This window comes from Nocardioides sp. Leaf307 (assembly GCF_001423135.1).
Classification (GTDB): Bacteria; Actinomycetota; Actinomycetes; order Propionibacteriales; family Nocardioidaceae; genus Nocardioides; species Nocardioides kribbensis.
Map to the genome: position 1 here is coordinate 522,677 of NZ_LMNY01000002.1, position 14,391 is coordinate 537,067.

Sequence of the window (14,391 nt, forward strand, 5' to 3'; positions counted from 1 at the left end):
GGAGCCGGCAACCGAGAGGGGGGACGAGGGCAATGTACGCAGAGGAACGCCAGCAGGCCATGGCCCAGCTCGTCGCCGACCGCGGCCGACTGTCGGTGACCGCGCTCGCCGAGACCTTCGAGGTCACCACGGAGACCGTGCGCCGCGACCTGTCGGCCCTCGAGCGGATGGGCCTCGTGCGGCGTGTCCACGGCGGGGCGATCCCGGCCCACACCCTCGCCGCCATCGAGTCCGGCCTGCTCGAGCGCGACCAGGCCAACGTCGCGCAGAAGGACCGCATCGCCCAGGCCGCGCTCGACCTGCTGCCCGCGCCCGGCTCGGTCGTGCTCTTCGACGCCGGCACCACCACCGCCCGCCTCGCCAGCCTGCTGCCCCGCGACCACCAGCTGATCGTGCTCACCCACTCGGTGCCGATCGCGGCCCGCCTCGCGACCGTGCCCCACATCGAGCTCCACCTGCTGCCCGGACGCGTGCGCACGACGACGCAGGCCGCCGTCGGCGCCGACACGGTGGCCGCCCTCGAGCTGGTGCGCGCCGACGTCGCCTTCGTCGGCACCAACGGCATCACCGTGGGCCACGGCCTCAGCACCCCCGACCACGACGAGGCCGCCACCAAGCGGGCCATGGTCGCCGCCGCACGCCAGGTCGTCGTGCTCGCCGACGCCGCCAAGGTGGGGCAGGAGGCCCTCGTGCGGTTCGCGTCGCTGGAGGACGTCGACCTGCTCGTCACCGACGACGCCATCGACCCCGAGCACGCCGTCGAGCTCAAGGACCACGACGTGGAGGTCGTCATCGCATGATCGTCACCCTGACGCCCAACCCCAGCCACGACCGGACGGTCACGCTCGACGCCCCGCTCGAGCGCGGCGCCGTGCAGCGCGCGGCCTCGGTGCTCTCGCAGGCCGGGGGCAAGGGCGTGAACATCTCGCGCGCCTCCGTGGCCGCAGGAGTGCCGTCGATCGCGGTGCTGCCCGCGCCCTCCGACGACCCCTTCGTGCTCGAGCTGCTGGCCGCCGGGATCGACTGCCGCCCCGTCGACGGCACGGGCAGCCCGCGGGTCAACATCACGATCACCGAGCCCGACGGCACGACGACCAAGCTGAACAGCCCCGGGCCCGACGTGACCCCCGAGGTGCTGCGGGCGCTGGTCGACTCGCTGCGCCGCCGGGCGGGCAGCGCCGACTGGATCGTCCTGGCCGGATCGCTGCCCCCCGGCGCGCCCAGCTCCTGGTACGCCGAGGTCGTCACCGCGCTGCGCGACACCCCCGCCCGGGTGGCGGTCGACACCAGCGACGCCCCGCTGCGCGCCCTCGTCGACGCCCTGCCCGGGGCGGCGCCGTACCTGATGAAGCCCAACGGCGACGAGCTGGCCTCCTTCACCGGCGGCGACGCCGAGGAGCTCGAGCGCGACCCGCACGCCGCGGCCCGCGCCGCCCGGCTGCTGGTCGACCGCGGTGTCTCCACGGTGCTCGCCACCCTCGGCGGCAACGGCGCCGTGCTCGTGACCGCCGACGGCGCGTGGCACGCCACTCCCCCGCCCACCACCGTGGTCTCCACGGTCGGTGCGGGCGACTCCAGCCTCTTCGGCTACCTGCTGGGCGACCTGCGCAAGCACTCGCCCGCCCAACGACTCGCGCTCGCCGTCGCCTACGGCAGCGCGGCCGCCGGACTCCCCGGCACCACCATCCCGCTGCCCGCCCAGGTCCGCCCGGACCTGGTCGCGGTCCGCGACCTGCTCGACACCCAGGAGGGTGAACGTGTCTGACCTCATCACTGCCGACCTGGTCCGCCTCGACGCGGACCTCGGCTCGGAGAAGCACGACGTGATCCGTGCGCTGGCGGCGACGGTCGGTGAGGCCGGCCGCGCCACCGACGTCGCGCAGCTCGCCGACGACGCGATCGCCCGCGAGGGCACGTCGCCCACCGGCCTGCCCGGCGGCATCGCCATCCCCCACTGCCGCACCGCCGGCGTGGAGGAGCCGACGCTCGCCTTCGCCCGGCTCTCGCCGCCGGTCGACTTCGGCGCCAAGGACGGGCCGGCCGACCTCGCCTTCCTCATCAGCGCTCCCGCGGGCGGTGACGCCACCCACCTGCAGCTGCTGACCAAGCTGGCCCGCGCCCTGGTGAAGCCGGCCTTCACCGACGCGCTGCGCGCCGCCGAGACGCGCGAGGAGGTCGTGGAGATCGTCGCCGACGTGCTCGGCACAGCCCCCGCGGCCAAGCCGGCCGCCGCCGCGGCCCCGGCCGCCGCGAGCGCGTCGGCGTCCGCCGGCGGTGCTGCCGCCACCGCGCCCGCCGCCGCCCCGGCCGCCCCGGCCGCCGCCACCGCCACCCGACGCCGCCTGGTCGCGGTCACGGCGTGCCCCACCGGCATCGCCCACACCTACATGGCCGCGGAGGCCCTCGAGGCCGCCGCCGAGCGGGCCGGGGTCGACCTCGCCGTCGAGACCCAGGGCTCGGCCGGCTCGACGCCGCTGGGCGCCGACGTGATCCGCCAGGCCGAGGCCGTCATCTTCGCCGTCGACGTGGGGGTGCGCGACCGGGCCCGCTTCGCCGGCAAGCCGCTGGTCTCCTCGGGCGTCAAGCGGCCGATCGACGCCGCCGACGCCATGATCGCCGAGGCGCTGCGCAACGCCGACGACCCGGCCGCTCCGCGCGTCGAGGGCTCCGGCTCCGACGCGGGAGACACCGACACCGCAGGCCAGGAGACTTGGGGCGGCCGCATCCGCCGAATCCTCATGACCGGCGTGTCCTACATGATCCCGTTCGTGGCCGCCGGCGGTCTGCTGATCGCCCTGTCGTTCCTCTTCGGCGGCTACGAGATCGTGAACCACCCCGAGATCGCCACCGACAACACCCTCTTCAACCTGCCCGACGTCGACGCGCTGGGCCTCGACCACGCACTCTTCGGGTCCGCCTTCCTCGCCTACATCGGAGCCCTCCTCTTCGTCCTCGGTGGAGCCGCCTTCGGCTTCCTCGTCCCTGCCCTCGCGGGCTACATCGCCTACGCCATCGCCGACCGTCCCGGCATCGCCCCCGGATTCGTGATGGGCGCGATCGCTGGGACCACGCAGTCCGGCTTCATCGGCGGCATCATCGGCGGTGTTCTCGCCGGCGTCGTCGCGCACTGGATCGCCTCGTGGAAGATCCCGACCTGGGCGCGCGGCCTGATGCCGGTGCTGGTCATCCCGCTGGGCGCCACGCTCATCGCCGGCCTGATCATGGTCGTCGTGCTCGCCCGCCCGCTTGCCAGCCTGATGGGCTCGCTCAGCGACGGCCTGACCTACATGGGCGACCGCCCCGGCCTGGCGATCCTGCTCGGCGCGATCCTCGGTCTGATGATGGCCTTCGACATGGGCGGCCCGCTCAACAAGACCGCCTACGCCTTCGCGACCACCGGGCTGGCCGCCGCCGCCACCTCGACCGACGCCCCCGAGCTCAAGATCATGGCCGCGGTCATGCTCGCCGGCATGGTGCCCCCGATCGCCCTGGCCCTGGCCACCGTCGTGCGGCCGAAGCTCTTCACCCAGCCCGAGCGGGAGAACGGCAAGGCCGGCTGGCTCTTGGGCGCCTCCTTCATCACCGAGGGCGCCATCCCGTTCGCCGCGGCCGACCCGCTGCGCGTGATCCCCTCGATCATGCTCGGCAGCGCCGTCACCGGCGGCCTGTCGCAGGCCTTCGACGTCACGCTCCGGGCACCGCACGGCGGCATCTTCGTGCTCTTCGCCGTCGACGGGGTGCTGGGCTTCATCATCGCCCTGGTCGCCGGGGTGCTCGTCGCCGCGGCCGCCGTCATTGCCCTGAAGTCCACGGCCAAGACGCCTGTCGTCGCCCCCATCGCCTGACCCCGCCACACCCGCCCGCACCCACCCCCTCCGAAGGAGCACCATGCCCAGCAAGACCGTCACCGTCGGCTCCGCCGTCGGCCTGCACGCCCGCCCCGCCGCGATCATCTCCGAGGCGGCCGGTGAGCTCGACTCCGAGGTCATGCTCGCCGTCGAGGGCGAGGAGCCGGTCGAGGCCAGCTCCGCGCTGCTGATCATGACCCTGGGCGCCGGCAAGGGCGACTCGGTCACCGTCTCCGGTGACTCCGAGGCCGACGTCGAGGCCATCGCGGCCCTCGTCGAGAAGGACCTCGACGCCTGACGTCGTCCCACCCGCGCGGACGCAGCGGCCCGGCACCCTCCAGGGTGCCGGGCCGCGGCGCGTCCGGAGGCGTCGCGGCGACGCCGCCCGTCGACCCTCAGTCCGCCGCGCGGGCGCGCAGCGTGAGGTAGACCGCGCGCATCCCCACCGCCCGCTCGACGTGGCGGGTCACGCCGGAGAAGAACTGCTCGCGGTAGGTCTCGTCGGTGACCGCCGAGACCGTGAAGTAGAGACCGGAGAAGGCGGCGAGGAAGAGCGCGACCTTCACCAGCTCCACCGAGACGCTCGGCAGCCAGGTGAGGCTCGTGATGCTCTCGCGGGCGGTCCAGGCCAGCTGCACCTGCTCCCCCATGGCCAGGGAGCCGAAGAGCAGGAAGAAGGCGAAGACCATCGCCACCAGCAGCAGCACCTGCACGGCCTGGATGACCAGGAGGACGAGCACGAGGTTCCACCGCTCGAAGCCGGTGACCTCGGCGCGGGACGCAGGATCGGCCGTCGCGTCGGCGAGCAGCTCCTCGCAGGCGGCCTCCAGCGGTGTGCCCCGGCAGGCGCGTCGCAGGAACGCGTCGTCGACCGCGTCGTCGGCGCGGTCGACCTCCTCGGGCAGCCGCACCAGCAGGAAGGCCACGGCCAGGCCGCCGAGCAGCAGCACCAGCAGCCACAGCACGCCGGGGGCGAGGCTGGCCGAGAGCTGCCACACCTCGGCGTTGATGAAGAGGAAGGTCATGAAGAGCAGCAGCAGCGGCAGCGCCCGGGTGGCCATCGGCAGCAGCAGCCGCAGGCTGCCGAACGTCCGGCCCAGCGCCCAGGCGAGGATCGGGCGCAGCCGCAGCGCCGTGAGGGCGTACCAGCCGAGGGCCGCCAGCCCGAGCGAGACGAGCAGCGCCGGCGCCGCGCTGAGCTCACCCACCCACCAGGCCAGCAGCCCGCCCAGGGTGCCGGCCACGACCGCGACGACCAGCAGCAGCGGTGCGGTGCGCCCGGGCTTGAGGGCCTGGCGCGCCGCGGCCCGCTCGGAGGGCACGAAGTAGGTCAGGCCGTTGCGGGCGAACCACGTCTCCGCGGCCGCGAGGTCGGTCGGGGTCGACGACTCCCCCATCAGCCGCGGAGCAGGTCGCGGGCCCGCGCGACGTCGTCGGCCATCTGCACCAGCAGCTCCTCGACCGAGGCGAAGGCGGTCATGCCGCGCAGGCGCTCGACGAAGGAGACCTCGACCTCGACGCCGTAGAGCTCGAGGTCGGTGTGGTCGAGCACGTAGCTCTCCACGCGCCGGTCGCGCTCCCCGGCGAAGGTCGGGTTGGTGCCGACGCTGATCGCGGCGGGCAGCGGGTCGCCCGTCGCGCCGACGCGGCGCAGCCAGCCGGCGTAGACGCCGTCGGCCGGGGCCGCGACGCTCGCGTCGATCGGCACGTTGGCCGTGGGGTAGCCGAGCTCGCGTCCGCGCTGGTCGCCCTGCACCACGAGGCCGCGCACGGCGTAGGGCCGACCGAGAGCCTCGGCTGCGCCGGCCACGTCGCCGGCGGCCAGGCACGTGCGGACGTAGGTCGACGACCACACCATCGGGCCGCCGTCGAGCGGGATGCCCTCGGCGGCGAAGTCGTGGCGCAGACCCTCCTCGACCAGCGTGGTCACGTCGCCGGCGGCCTTGTGGCCGAAGCGGAAGTTGGCCCCGACCACGACGCTCGCGGCGTGCAGCGCGTCGACGAGGACCTTGACCACGAACTCCTCCGGCGTCCAGGCCGCCACGGCGCGGTCGAAGGGCAGGGCCAGCACGGCGTCGGCGCCGGCCTCGTCGAGCAGCGCGGCGCGCGCCTCCATCGTGGTGAGCGTCGTCGGCGCGTGCTCGGGACGCAGCACGGCCATCGGGTGCGGGTCGAAGGTGACCGCGACGACGGGGCGGTCGCCGGCGAGCGAGCGCGCCCTCGCCAGCACGCGACGGTGACCGAGGTGGACGCCGTCGAAGTTGCCGACCACCACGACTGAGCGCGGCTGGTCCGGGGGGACGTCGTCGAGGGAGCGCCAGATCTGCACGGTCAAACCCTAGACCCGGGCCCTCAGACGAAGACGGCGACCGCCCGGGCCCGGTCGTCGCGGGGCTCGTAGAGGGCCAGGAACTCCCCCGCCGGGTCGAAGAGCGCGGTGAGGCCGTCGAGCGCCAGGTCGAGCGGCCGCCCGATGCGCACGTCGCCGGCCTGACGCGCGTCGAGGTCGAGGGACGCGAACGCCGCGCGTGCGGCGGCGGCGACCGGCAGCAGTGCGCCGGGACCCTGCTCGGCCAGCTGCTCCAGGGTGGTGGCGACCGTGAGGTCGTAGGGCCCGACGGCCGTGCGGCGCAGCGCGGTGAGGTGGCCGCCCACGCCGAGCACGCGACCCGCGTCGCGGGCGATGGCGCGCACGTAGGTGCCGCTGGAGCAGCGCAGCGCGACGTCGACGTCGACCACGTCCGTGGTCGGGGACCCGCCGGCGCCGTCCCCCGTCACCGCACCGCCGGGCACCCGGCGCACGTCGAGGACCGTGAGCTCGTGGACCGTGACCGGCCGGGCGGCGAGCTGCACGTCCTCGCCGTCGCGCACGCGCTGGTAGGCGCGCTTGCCGTCCACCTTGATGGCCGAGACCGCGGTCGGCACCTGCTCGATGTCGCCCACGAAGCCCGCGAGGCTCTCGCGCACCGCCGCCTCGTCGAGGTGACCGGCCGGCGTGGTCGCGACGACCTCGCCCTCGGCGTCGTCGGTGGTCGTGGCGACCCCGAGGCGCACGGTGGCGGCGTAGGCCTTCTCGGTGAGCATGAGGTGGCCCAGCAGCCGGGTCGCCCGGTTGACGCCCAGCACGAGCACGCCGGTGGCCATCGGGTCGAGCGTGCCGGCGTGGCCGACCTTGCGCGTGCCGAGCGCCCGGCGCGCCCGGGACACCACGTCGTGCGACGTGATGCCGCCGGGCTTGTCGACGACCAGCAGGCCGGCGAGGTCGGTCACCGGAGCTCGTCGCCCCCGGTGTCGGGCTCCGCCGCCGAGGGTCCGTCCGCGACGGCCCCGGGCTCGTCGTCGGCCTCGTCGTCGGCCTCGTCGTCGGCCTCGCGGGGCTTCTTGTACGGATCCTCCCCGCCGGCGTACGTCGCACCGCGCGCAGCGGCCACGGCCTCGTCCTGGGCCCTGGCACGCGCGAGGACCTCGTCGAGCTGCCGGGCGGTGTCGGGGAGCGCGTCGGCGACGAAGGTCAGCGTGGGCACGTGGCGCATGCCGAGCTGCTTGCCGACCTCCGAGCGGATCAGGCCCTTGGCCGACTCCAGCGCGGCGGCGGTGCCGGCCCGGGCGGCCTCGTCGTCGCCGTCGGCGCCGAGCACGGTGTAGAAGACCGTGGCCTGCTGGGTGTCGCCGGTGACGCGCACGTCGGTGACGGTGACGAAGCCGAGGCGCGGGTCCTTGACGCGACGCTCGAGCATCTCGGCGACGATGACCTGGATCCGGTCGGCGATCTTGCGGACTCGGGGGCTGCTCATGTTCTCACTCTCTCGCACGCCCGGCTGGGGCGCYGGCTCGGAGGGTCGATCAGGAGCGCGGGATCTCACGCATCTCGAAGGACTCCACGACATCGCCGATCTTGATGTCCTGGAAGTTGCGCAGCACCAGACCGCACTCGAAGCCCTCGCGGACCTCGGAGGCGTCGTCCTTCTCCCGGCGCAGGGAGGACAGGTCGAGGTTGTCGGCGACCACGGCGTTGTCGCGCAGCACGCGCGCCTTGGCGTTGCGTCGCACGACACCGCTGGTGATCATGCAGCCCGCGATGTTGCCGATCTTCGACGAGCGGAAGATCTCGCGGATCTCCGCCTGGCCGAGCACCGACTCCTCGTAGACCGGCTTGAGCATGCCCTTGAGGGCCGCCTCGATCTCCTCGATCGCCTGGTAGATGATCGAGTAGTAGCGGATCTCGACGCCTTCCTTGTCCGCCATCTCGGTCGCCTTGCCCTGGGGCCGGACGTTGAAGCCGATGATGATGGCGTCGGAGGCGGCGGCCAGGTCGACGTTGGTCTCGGTGATCGCACCGACACCGCGGTCGATGACCCGCAGGCTGACCTCGTCGCCCACGTCGATGTGCGACAGGGCGTCCTCGAGCGCCTCGACCGAGCCGGACACGTCGCCCTTGAGGATGAGGTTGAGCTCCTGGCTCTCGCCCTTCTCCATGGAGGCCATGAAGTCCTCGAGGGTGCGACGCACGCGGCGCTTGGCCTGCATGGCCGCCCGCTCACGCGACTCGCGCTTCTCGGCGATCTGGCGGGCCATCCGGTCGTCCTCGACGACGATGAAGTTCTGACCCGCGCCGGGGACGGCGGTCAGACCCAGCACCATCGCGGGGCGCGACGGGTCGGCCTCGGTGATGTTCTCGCCGTGCTCGTCGAGCATTGCCCGCACGCGGCCGTAGCCGGCGCCGGCGACGATCGAGTCGCCCACGCGCAGCGTGCCGCGCTGGACCAGCACCGTGGCGACCGGGCCGCGACCGCGGTCCAGGTGCGCCTCGACCACGAGGCCCTGCGCGTCCTGCGTGGGGTTGGCCCGCAGGTCGAGCGAGGCGTCGGCGGTGAGGACGACGGCCTCGAGGAGCTTGTCGAGGTTGAGCTCGGACTTGGCCGAGACGTCGACGAACATCGAGTCGCCGCCGTACTCCTCGGGCACGAGGCCGTACTCGGTGAGCTGGCCGCGGACCTTGGTCGGGTCGGCGTCGGGCTTGTCGATCTTGTTGACCGCGACCACGATCGGCACACCGGCGGCCTTGGCGTGGTTGAGCGCCTCGACCGTCTGCGGCATGACGCCGTCGTCGGCCGCGACCACGAGGATCGCGATGTCGGTCGCCTGGGCACCACGGGCACGCATGGCGGTGAACGCCTCGTGACCGGGGGTGTCGATGAAGGTGATGCGACGCTCGTCGCCGTCGACCTCCGCCGCGACCTGGTAGGCACCGATGTGCTGCGTGATGCCGCCGGCTTCCTTGGCCACGACGTTGGCGTTGCGCAGCGCGTCGAGCAGCTTGGTCTTTCCGTGGTCGACGTGACCCATGACGGTCACGACCGGCGGCCGGATGACCAGGTCGCTCTCGTCGCCCTCGTCCTCGCCGAACTCCAGGTCGAAGGACTCGAGCAGCTCGCGGTCCTCGTCCTCGGGGGAGACGACCTGGACGACGTAGTTGAGCTCCTCGCCGAGCAGCTCGAAGGTCTCGTCGTTGACCGACTCGGTGGCCGTGACCATCTCGCCGAGGCTGAAGAGCATCTGCACGAGGGAGGACACGTCGACGCCGATGCGCTCGGCGAAGTCGGTCAGCGAGGCGCCTCGGGGCAGCTTGACGGTCTCGCCGTCGCCCTTGCGGACGCGCACGCCGCCGATGGTCGGCGCCTGCATCGCCTCGAACTCCTGGCGACGCGCCCGCTTCGACTTGCGACCACGACGCGAGGGGCCGCCGGGGCGACCGAAGGCACCCTGCGTCTGACCGCGCTGGCCGGGACGACCGCCGCCGGGACGACCGCCGCCGGTGGGGCCGAAGCCGCCGGGACGACCCGGAGCACCGCCGCCGCCGGGACCACCGCGACCGGGGGCGCCGGGACGACCCGGAGCACCGCCGCGACCGGGGGCACCCGGGCGACCCGGAGCGCCGGGACGACCGCCCGGACCCTGGCCGAACGCGGCCGGGGACTTGGGCATCATCGCGGGGTTGGGACGGGGCATGCCCGAGCGACCCGGCGCACCGCCGTCGCGACCGGCCGGCGGACGCGGGGGACGCTGGTCACCGGCACTCGCGCCGCCACCGGCACTGCCGGGAGCGGGCGCGGCGGGACCGCGGTCGCCGCCCGGGGCCGGGGCGGAGGGCCGACGGCCCATGCCCTGGTTGGACGAGAAGGGGTTGTTGCCCGGGCGCGGCGCACCGGGGCGGCCGACCGGCCGGGGTGCCGGCGACTTGGGGGCACCCGGAGCGGGGGCCGCCTTCGCGGCGGGAGCAGCTGGCGCAGCGGGGGTGGCCTTGGCCGCGGGTGCAGCCGGCGCCGCGGGGGCGGCCGGAGCCTCCGGAGCCGCGGGCGCCTGCTTGCGCGGGGCCGGCTTGGGGCCCGGGCGCGGGCCCGACGGGGCGGGCGCGCTCGGGGCGGCGGCGGCCGGCGCAGCGGCCGGGGGCGTCGACGCGGCCGGCTGGGCCGGAGCGGCGGGCGCCGGGGCGGCGGGCTTCGCCGCAGCGGCGGGGCCGGGCTTGGCGGCGGGGGCGCTGGGCGCGGGGGCGGCGGCGGGGCCGTCGCTCTTCAGCTGGGGTCCGACCTCCTTGCGGAAACGCATCTCCGCAGGGAGCTCGACGGTCGAGCTCGCCGACTTGACGAACTCCCCCATCTCCTTGAACTTCTCGAGAACGAACTTGCTCTCGACACCGAACTCCTTGGCGAGCTCGTGAACGCGGGTCTTGGCCACAATTCTCCTAATCGGCCCCTCGACCCGGTCGGGTGTCTACGAGAGGCGGTGGTGGTGGTGCAAACTCATCGGAAAGAACTCATCGAGTGCTCATGAGCTGCTGCTCCAGTCCTGGTCGTTCGATCCGGAAGTGGATCTGCTGGTCGATCGTGATCGGTCGTCGTGCTCGCGGGCTGCGACCCACTCCCCCACCGGCGCACTGCCCGGGCCGTCGGTGAGCCGGAGGGCCCGCCCGAACGCCTTGCGTCGCACCGCGAGGTCGTAGCAACCGGTGGTGGGGTGCAGGTGTGCTCCCCGGCCGGGCGCGGTGCCGTCGGGATCGGGCACGACGACCGAGCGGCCGTGCGCGTCCGAGCCGGCGGTGACCCGCAACAACTCGCGCTTCGCGGCCCGGGTCCGACAACCCACGCAGGTCCGGACGGGGCCCTCGAGGGGCCGGTCGTCCGGGGAACTGCGGGAGCTGTCTGGTCGAGCCACTGTGACGATCCTAGCCCGACACGCCCGACCTTTCCGAACCGGCGCCACGGTGCCGCGCCGCCGCAGCCCCCGACGGCACCGGGTCCGGCCGGTCGCCCGACCGGTCAGTCGCCCGGTCGCTCGGTCGGCGCCTCGTCGGAGCGGATGTCGATGCGCCACCCCGTCAGGCGGGCGGCCAGGCGGGCGTTCTGCCCCTCCTTGCCGATGGCCAGGGAGAGCTGGAAGTCGGGCACGACCACGCGGGCCGAGCGGGCGGCGAGGTCGACGATCTCCACCGAGGTGACCCGGGCCGGGGACAGGGCGCTCGCGACGAGGGTCGCGGGGTCCTCCGACCAGTCGACGATGTCGATCTTCTCGCCGTTCAGCTCGGCCATCACGCTGCGCACGCGCTGGCCCATGGGCCCGATGCACGCCCCCTTGGGGTTGATGCCGGTGGTGCCGGGGCGGGCGTGCACGGCCATCTTCGTGCGGTGACCGGCCTCGCGCGCGATCGCGGCGATCTCGACCTGACCGCTGGCGATCTCGGGCACCTCGAGGGCGAAGAGCTTCTTGACCAGGTTGGGGTGGCTGCGCGAGAGCGTGATCTGCGGGCCGCGCATGCCCTTGCGCACCGACACCACCAGGCACTTGATGCGGCTGCCGTGGGTGTACTGCTCACCCGGGACCCGCTCGCCCACCGGCAGCAGGGCCTCGAGCTTGCCCAGGTCGACCATCACGTCGTCGGGGTTGCGCCCCTGCTGGACGACCCCGGAGATGATGTCGCCCTCCTTGCCGGCGAACTCCCCGAAGCGGATGTCGTCCTCGGCGTCACGCAGCCGCTGGAGCATGATCTGCTTGGCGGTCGTCGCCGCGATCCGGCCGAAGCCGGCCGGGGTGTCCTCGAACTCCCCGACCTTGACGCCGTCGTCGTCGAGCTCGGCGGCGAGCACCGTGACGTGGCCGCTCTTGCGGTCGAGCTCGACCCGCGCCTGCTCGCTGGCCCCCGGGGACTTGTGGTAGGCCGTGAGCAGGGCCTGCTCGATCGCCTCCACCAGCACCTCGAAGGAGATCTCCTTCTCGCGCTCCAGCATCCGCAGGATGCTCATGTCGATGTCCATCAGGTGTCCTCCCCCTCGTCGTCCCCGTGCTCGGTGTCGTGCCCGGTGCCGTCCTCGGCATCCCCGGCCCCGTCGGGCTCCTCGGAGCCGGCCCGGCCGCCGCCCGGGCGGTTGAACTCCACCTGCACCAGCGCCTTGGCCACCTCGGCGTAGGTGACCAGCTGCTGCTGGCCCGCGACGTCGAGCGTCGCGGTCTCCTGGCCGGTGTCGGTGATGCGACCGGTCATGCTCGTGCCGTCGGCGAGGGTGACCTTGACCAGGCGGTCGGTGTTGCGGCGCCAGTGGCGCGGGAGCGTGAGCGGGCGGTCGACGCCGCGGGAGGTGACCTCGAGGGTGTAGGGGTGCTCGCCCATCACGTCGGACTCGTCGAGCACCCGGTTGACCTCACGGGTGGCCTCGGCGACGTCGTCGAGGGTGACCCCGCCGTCCTGGTCGACCGCGACCCGCAGGACCCGACGCTTGCCGGCGGGGGTGATCTCCACCGCCTCCACGTCGAGCCCGAGAGCGGCGAGGGGGCCGGTGAGCTCCGCCTCGATCCGCTCGCTGTCCTGTCGTGTGCTGCTCACGGGTCGCAGCCTCCCTCTTCTCTTGTGTGCACTGCCGTCCGGCCCACGGTGGAGACCCACCGGGTCGGGCGGTCCACGATAGCCCGTGGACCGACCCCTTCGCCCATCGCGGGCGACCGCGCGGCCACGGCCCGGCACCCGGTCGCGCTAGGGTCGTGCGGTGCCTGCGCCGCTCCGTCGAACCACCACCGGACCGGCCGCGTCGGCCGGTGCGTCGCGGCGCTCGGTGCTGACCGGCCTCGCCGGCGCCGCCGTGGTCCTGCCGGCGGTCGGCGGGTGCAGCGGCGGCGAGCCGGCCCGCACCGCCCCGTCCCCGGCCGACTCACGCCCACCCGGCACCGCCGGGGAGCAGGACGGGTCCGCCCCCGGCGCCGACGGCGACCTCGTGACGACGGTCGTCGCCGACCTCGCCGCCGCCCGCGCCCTCGCGGAGAGGACCGTGCGCCGCCACCCGGGCCTGCGCTCGGCGCTGCGCCCCGTGGCGGGACTGCACACGACCCACCTCGACCTGCTCGGAGGTGCACCCGCCGACGACGGGCCCCGGGACGACTCCCCCGTGGCCCCCGGGGCCGGTGCGGCGCTGCTCGGCGTACGACGGGGCGAGGAGCGGCTGGTGCGGCGGCTGACGACCTGGGCCGTGGCGGCCGAGAGCGGCGAGCTGGCCCAGGCGCTGGCCGCGATGGCGGCGGGCACCGCGCAGCGCCTGGCCGTCCTCCCGGCGACGCCGCCTCGCGGGGGTGCGGCATGAGCGGCTCCGCGACGTCCGACACCACGGCGCAGGACGGCACCGGCCGCGCCGCGCTCGTCACGGCGCTGCAGACCACGCTCGAGGGCGAGCACGCGGCCCTCTACGTCCTCGGAGTGCTCGGCGCCCGCACCTCCGCGTCGGCCTCCCCCGAGCTCTACGCGCGCCTCCAGGGGCTCTACGCCGCACACCGTGCGCGTCGCGACGACCTCAGCGGCACCCTGCTCTCCCTCGGCGAGGACCCGGTCGGGGCCGCGGTCGCCTACGACGTGCCCGGGCCGGCCGCCGGGGTGGCCGCGCAGGGGGCCGGCCCGGTCGTCGACACCGCCCGCGGCGTCGAGGCACGGTGCGCGCGGGCCTACGCCGTGCTCGTCGGGAGCAGCACCGGGGCGCGACGCCGGTGGGCCGTCGACGCGCTGCGCGTCACGGCGGTGGGGCTGCTGGACCTGGGGGGCTCGCCGGAGGCGCTGCCCGGCACCGCCTGAGCCGCCGGCCGCAGGACCACGCGCGGACCACGCGCAGGCCGCCTCTGCTGACCGCCCGGCGGAGCCTGCCGCCCCGTCGACAGCCCCCGGAAATGCGACGATCCGCGAACTCGCGTCGTCGAGGAAGTCCCGAGATCTCCCCCGAGGACGCGAGTCCGCGGACCGTCGTGGCCGGGGACGTGGCCGGTGCTCACGCGGATCGGTGTGGGTCCGTCCCGCGCTACGTGCAGAATCATGCAACGCCCCGCCGGAGCGCCGCGAGCCGCGCGGTTCCTCAGGAAGTTGCATTGCACAAACCTGCAGAACGGCAGGTCCGTGCAAGCGGCACCTACCTGCCACACGCACGCACGCACGGCCCGTCCCGCGGTGCGGGACGGGCCGTGCGTGAGGCCGTGCGTGTGGGGCCGTGCGTGTGGGGCCGAGGGCGGGCCCCGGCGG

At 74.4% G+C, this 14,391-nt stretch carries 14 protein-coding genes; 6 read left to right on the plus strand and 8 right to left on the minus strand.

Annotation, left to right across the window (positions count from 1 at the left end; translation table 11 throughout):
• Positions 1–32 precede the first annotated feature (32 nt).
• From ASF50_RS11695 to ASF50_RS11710, 4 genes are read left to right on the plus strand one after another with little or no spacing between them, the layout of a single operon-like run.
• Positions 33–800, plus strand: coding sequence for a DeoR/GlpR family DNA-binding transcription regulator (locus ASF50_RS11695; protein ID WP_056862424.1), 768 nt, complete (start codon positions 33–35; stop codon positions 798–800).
• Positions 797–1,765: a 1-phosphofructokinase family hexose kinase gene (locus tag ASF50_RS11700; protein WP_056862423.1), complete on the plus strand. Its 969-nt coding sequence runs from the start codon at positions 797–799 to the stop codon at positions 1,763–1,765. Before ASF50_RS11695 ends, ASF50_RS11700 begins: the two co-directional genes overlap by 4 nt.
• Positions 1,758–3,845, plus strand: coding sequence for a fructose-specific PTS transporter subunit EIIC (locus tag ASF50_RS11705; RefSeq protein ID WP_056904571.1), 2,088 nt, complete (start codon positions 1,758–1,760; stop codon positions 3,843–3,845). Before ASF50_RS11700 ends, ASF50_RS11705 begins: the two co-directional genes overlap by 8 nt.
• Before the next feature lie 43 nt (positions 3,846–3,888).
• The gene (locus tag ASF50_RS11710) at positions 3,889–4,146 is read left to right on the plus strand and encodes an HPr family phosphocarrier protein (protein WP_056862421.1); all 258 of its coding nucleotides are present in this window, start codon (positions 3,889–3,891) and stop codon (positions 4,144–4,146) included.
• A gap of 97 nt (positions 4,147–4,243) precedes the next feature.
• Here ASF50_RS11710 and ASF50_RS11715 read toward each other — a convergent pair whose 3' ends face one another.
• The 8 genes from ASF50_RS11715 to rimP all read right to left on the minus strand — a co-directional run bounded on the left by ASF50_RS11715 (position 4,244) and on the right by rimP (position 12,723).
• Positions 4,244–5,245, minus strand: coding sequence for a hypothetical protein (locus ASF50_RS11715; protein WP_056904572.1), 1,002 nt, complete (start codon positions 5,243–5,245; stop codon positions 4,244–4,246).
• Positions 5,245–6,177, minus strand: coding sequence for a bifunctional riboflavin kinase/FAD synthetase (locus ASF50_RS11720; RefSeq protein WP_056904573.1), 933 nt, complete (start codon positions 6,175–6,177; stop codon positions 5,245–5,247). Before ASF50_RS11720 ends, ASF50_RS11715 begins: the two co-directional genes overlap by 1 nt.
• Before the next feature lie 23 nt (positions 6,178–6,200).
• Positions 6,201–7,118 carry a tRNA pseudouridine(55) synthase TruB gene (gene truB, locus ASF50_RS11725; protein ID WP_056862419.1) on the minus strand — a complete coding sequence of 306 codons (918 nt, stop codon included), beginning with the start codon at positions 7,116–7,118 and terminating at the stop codon, positions 6,201–6,203.
• Positions 7,115–7,642: a 30S ribosome-binding factor RbfA gene (rbfA, locus tag ASF50_RS11730; RefSeq protein WP_056904574.1), complete on the minus strand. Its 528-nt coding sequence runs from the start codon at positions 7,640–7,642 to the stop codon at positions 7,115–7,117. The genes truB and rbfA overlap by 4 nt, the downstream gene beginning before the upstream one ends.
• A gap of 49 nt (positions 7,643–7,691) precedes the next feature.
• Entirely contained in the window at positions 7,692–10,583 is a 2,892-nt protein-coding gene (gene infB, locus ASF50_RS11735) for a translation initiation factor IF-2 (RefSeq protein WP_056904575.1), read from the minus strand.
• Between the two features lie 90 nt (positions 10,584–10,673).
• On the minus strand, positions 10,674–11,219 hold the full coding sequence (locus tag ASF50_RS20015) for a YlxR family protein (protein ID WP_321163141.1): 546 nt from the start codon (positions 11,217–11,219) through the stop codon (positions 10,674–10,676).
• Positions 11,165–12,157: a transcription termination factor NusA gene (gene nusA / locus ASF50_RS11740; RefSeq protein WP_056904576.1), complete on the minus strand. Its 993-nt coding sequence runs from the start codon at positions 12,155–12,157 to the stop codon at positions 11,165–11,167. Before nusA ends, ASF50_RS20015 begins: the two co-directional genes overlap by 55 nt.
• Complete coding sequence (rimP, locus tag ASF50_RS11745; RefSeq protein WP_056904577.1) at positions 12,157–12,723, minus strand: ribosome maturation factor RimP; 567 nt, start codon at positions 12,721–12,723, stop codon at positions 12,157–12,159. The genes nusA and rimP overlap by 1 nt, the downstream gene beginning before the upstream one ends.
• Positions 12,724–12,883: 160 nt before the next feature.
• Here rimP and ASF50_RS11750 point away from each other — a divergent pair, with 160 nt between their 5' ends.
• Positions 12,884–13,471: a hypothetical protein gene (locus ASF50_RS11750; protein ID WP_156718254.1), complete on the plus strand. Its 588-nt coding sequence runs from the start codon at positions 12,884–12,886 to the stop codon at positions 13,469–13,471.
• Positions 13,468–13,953, plus strand: coding sequence for a DUF4439 domain-containing protein (locus ASF50_RS11755; protein ID WP_056904579.1), 486 nt, complete (start codon positions 13,468–13,470; stop codon positions 13,951–13,953). The genes ASF50_RS11750 and ASF50_RS11755 overlap by 4 nt, the downstream gene beginning before the upstream one ends.
• Positions 13,954–14,391 lie beyond the last annotated feature (438 nt).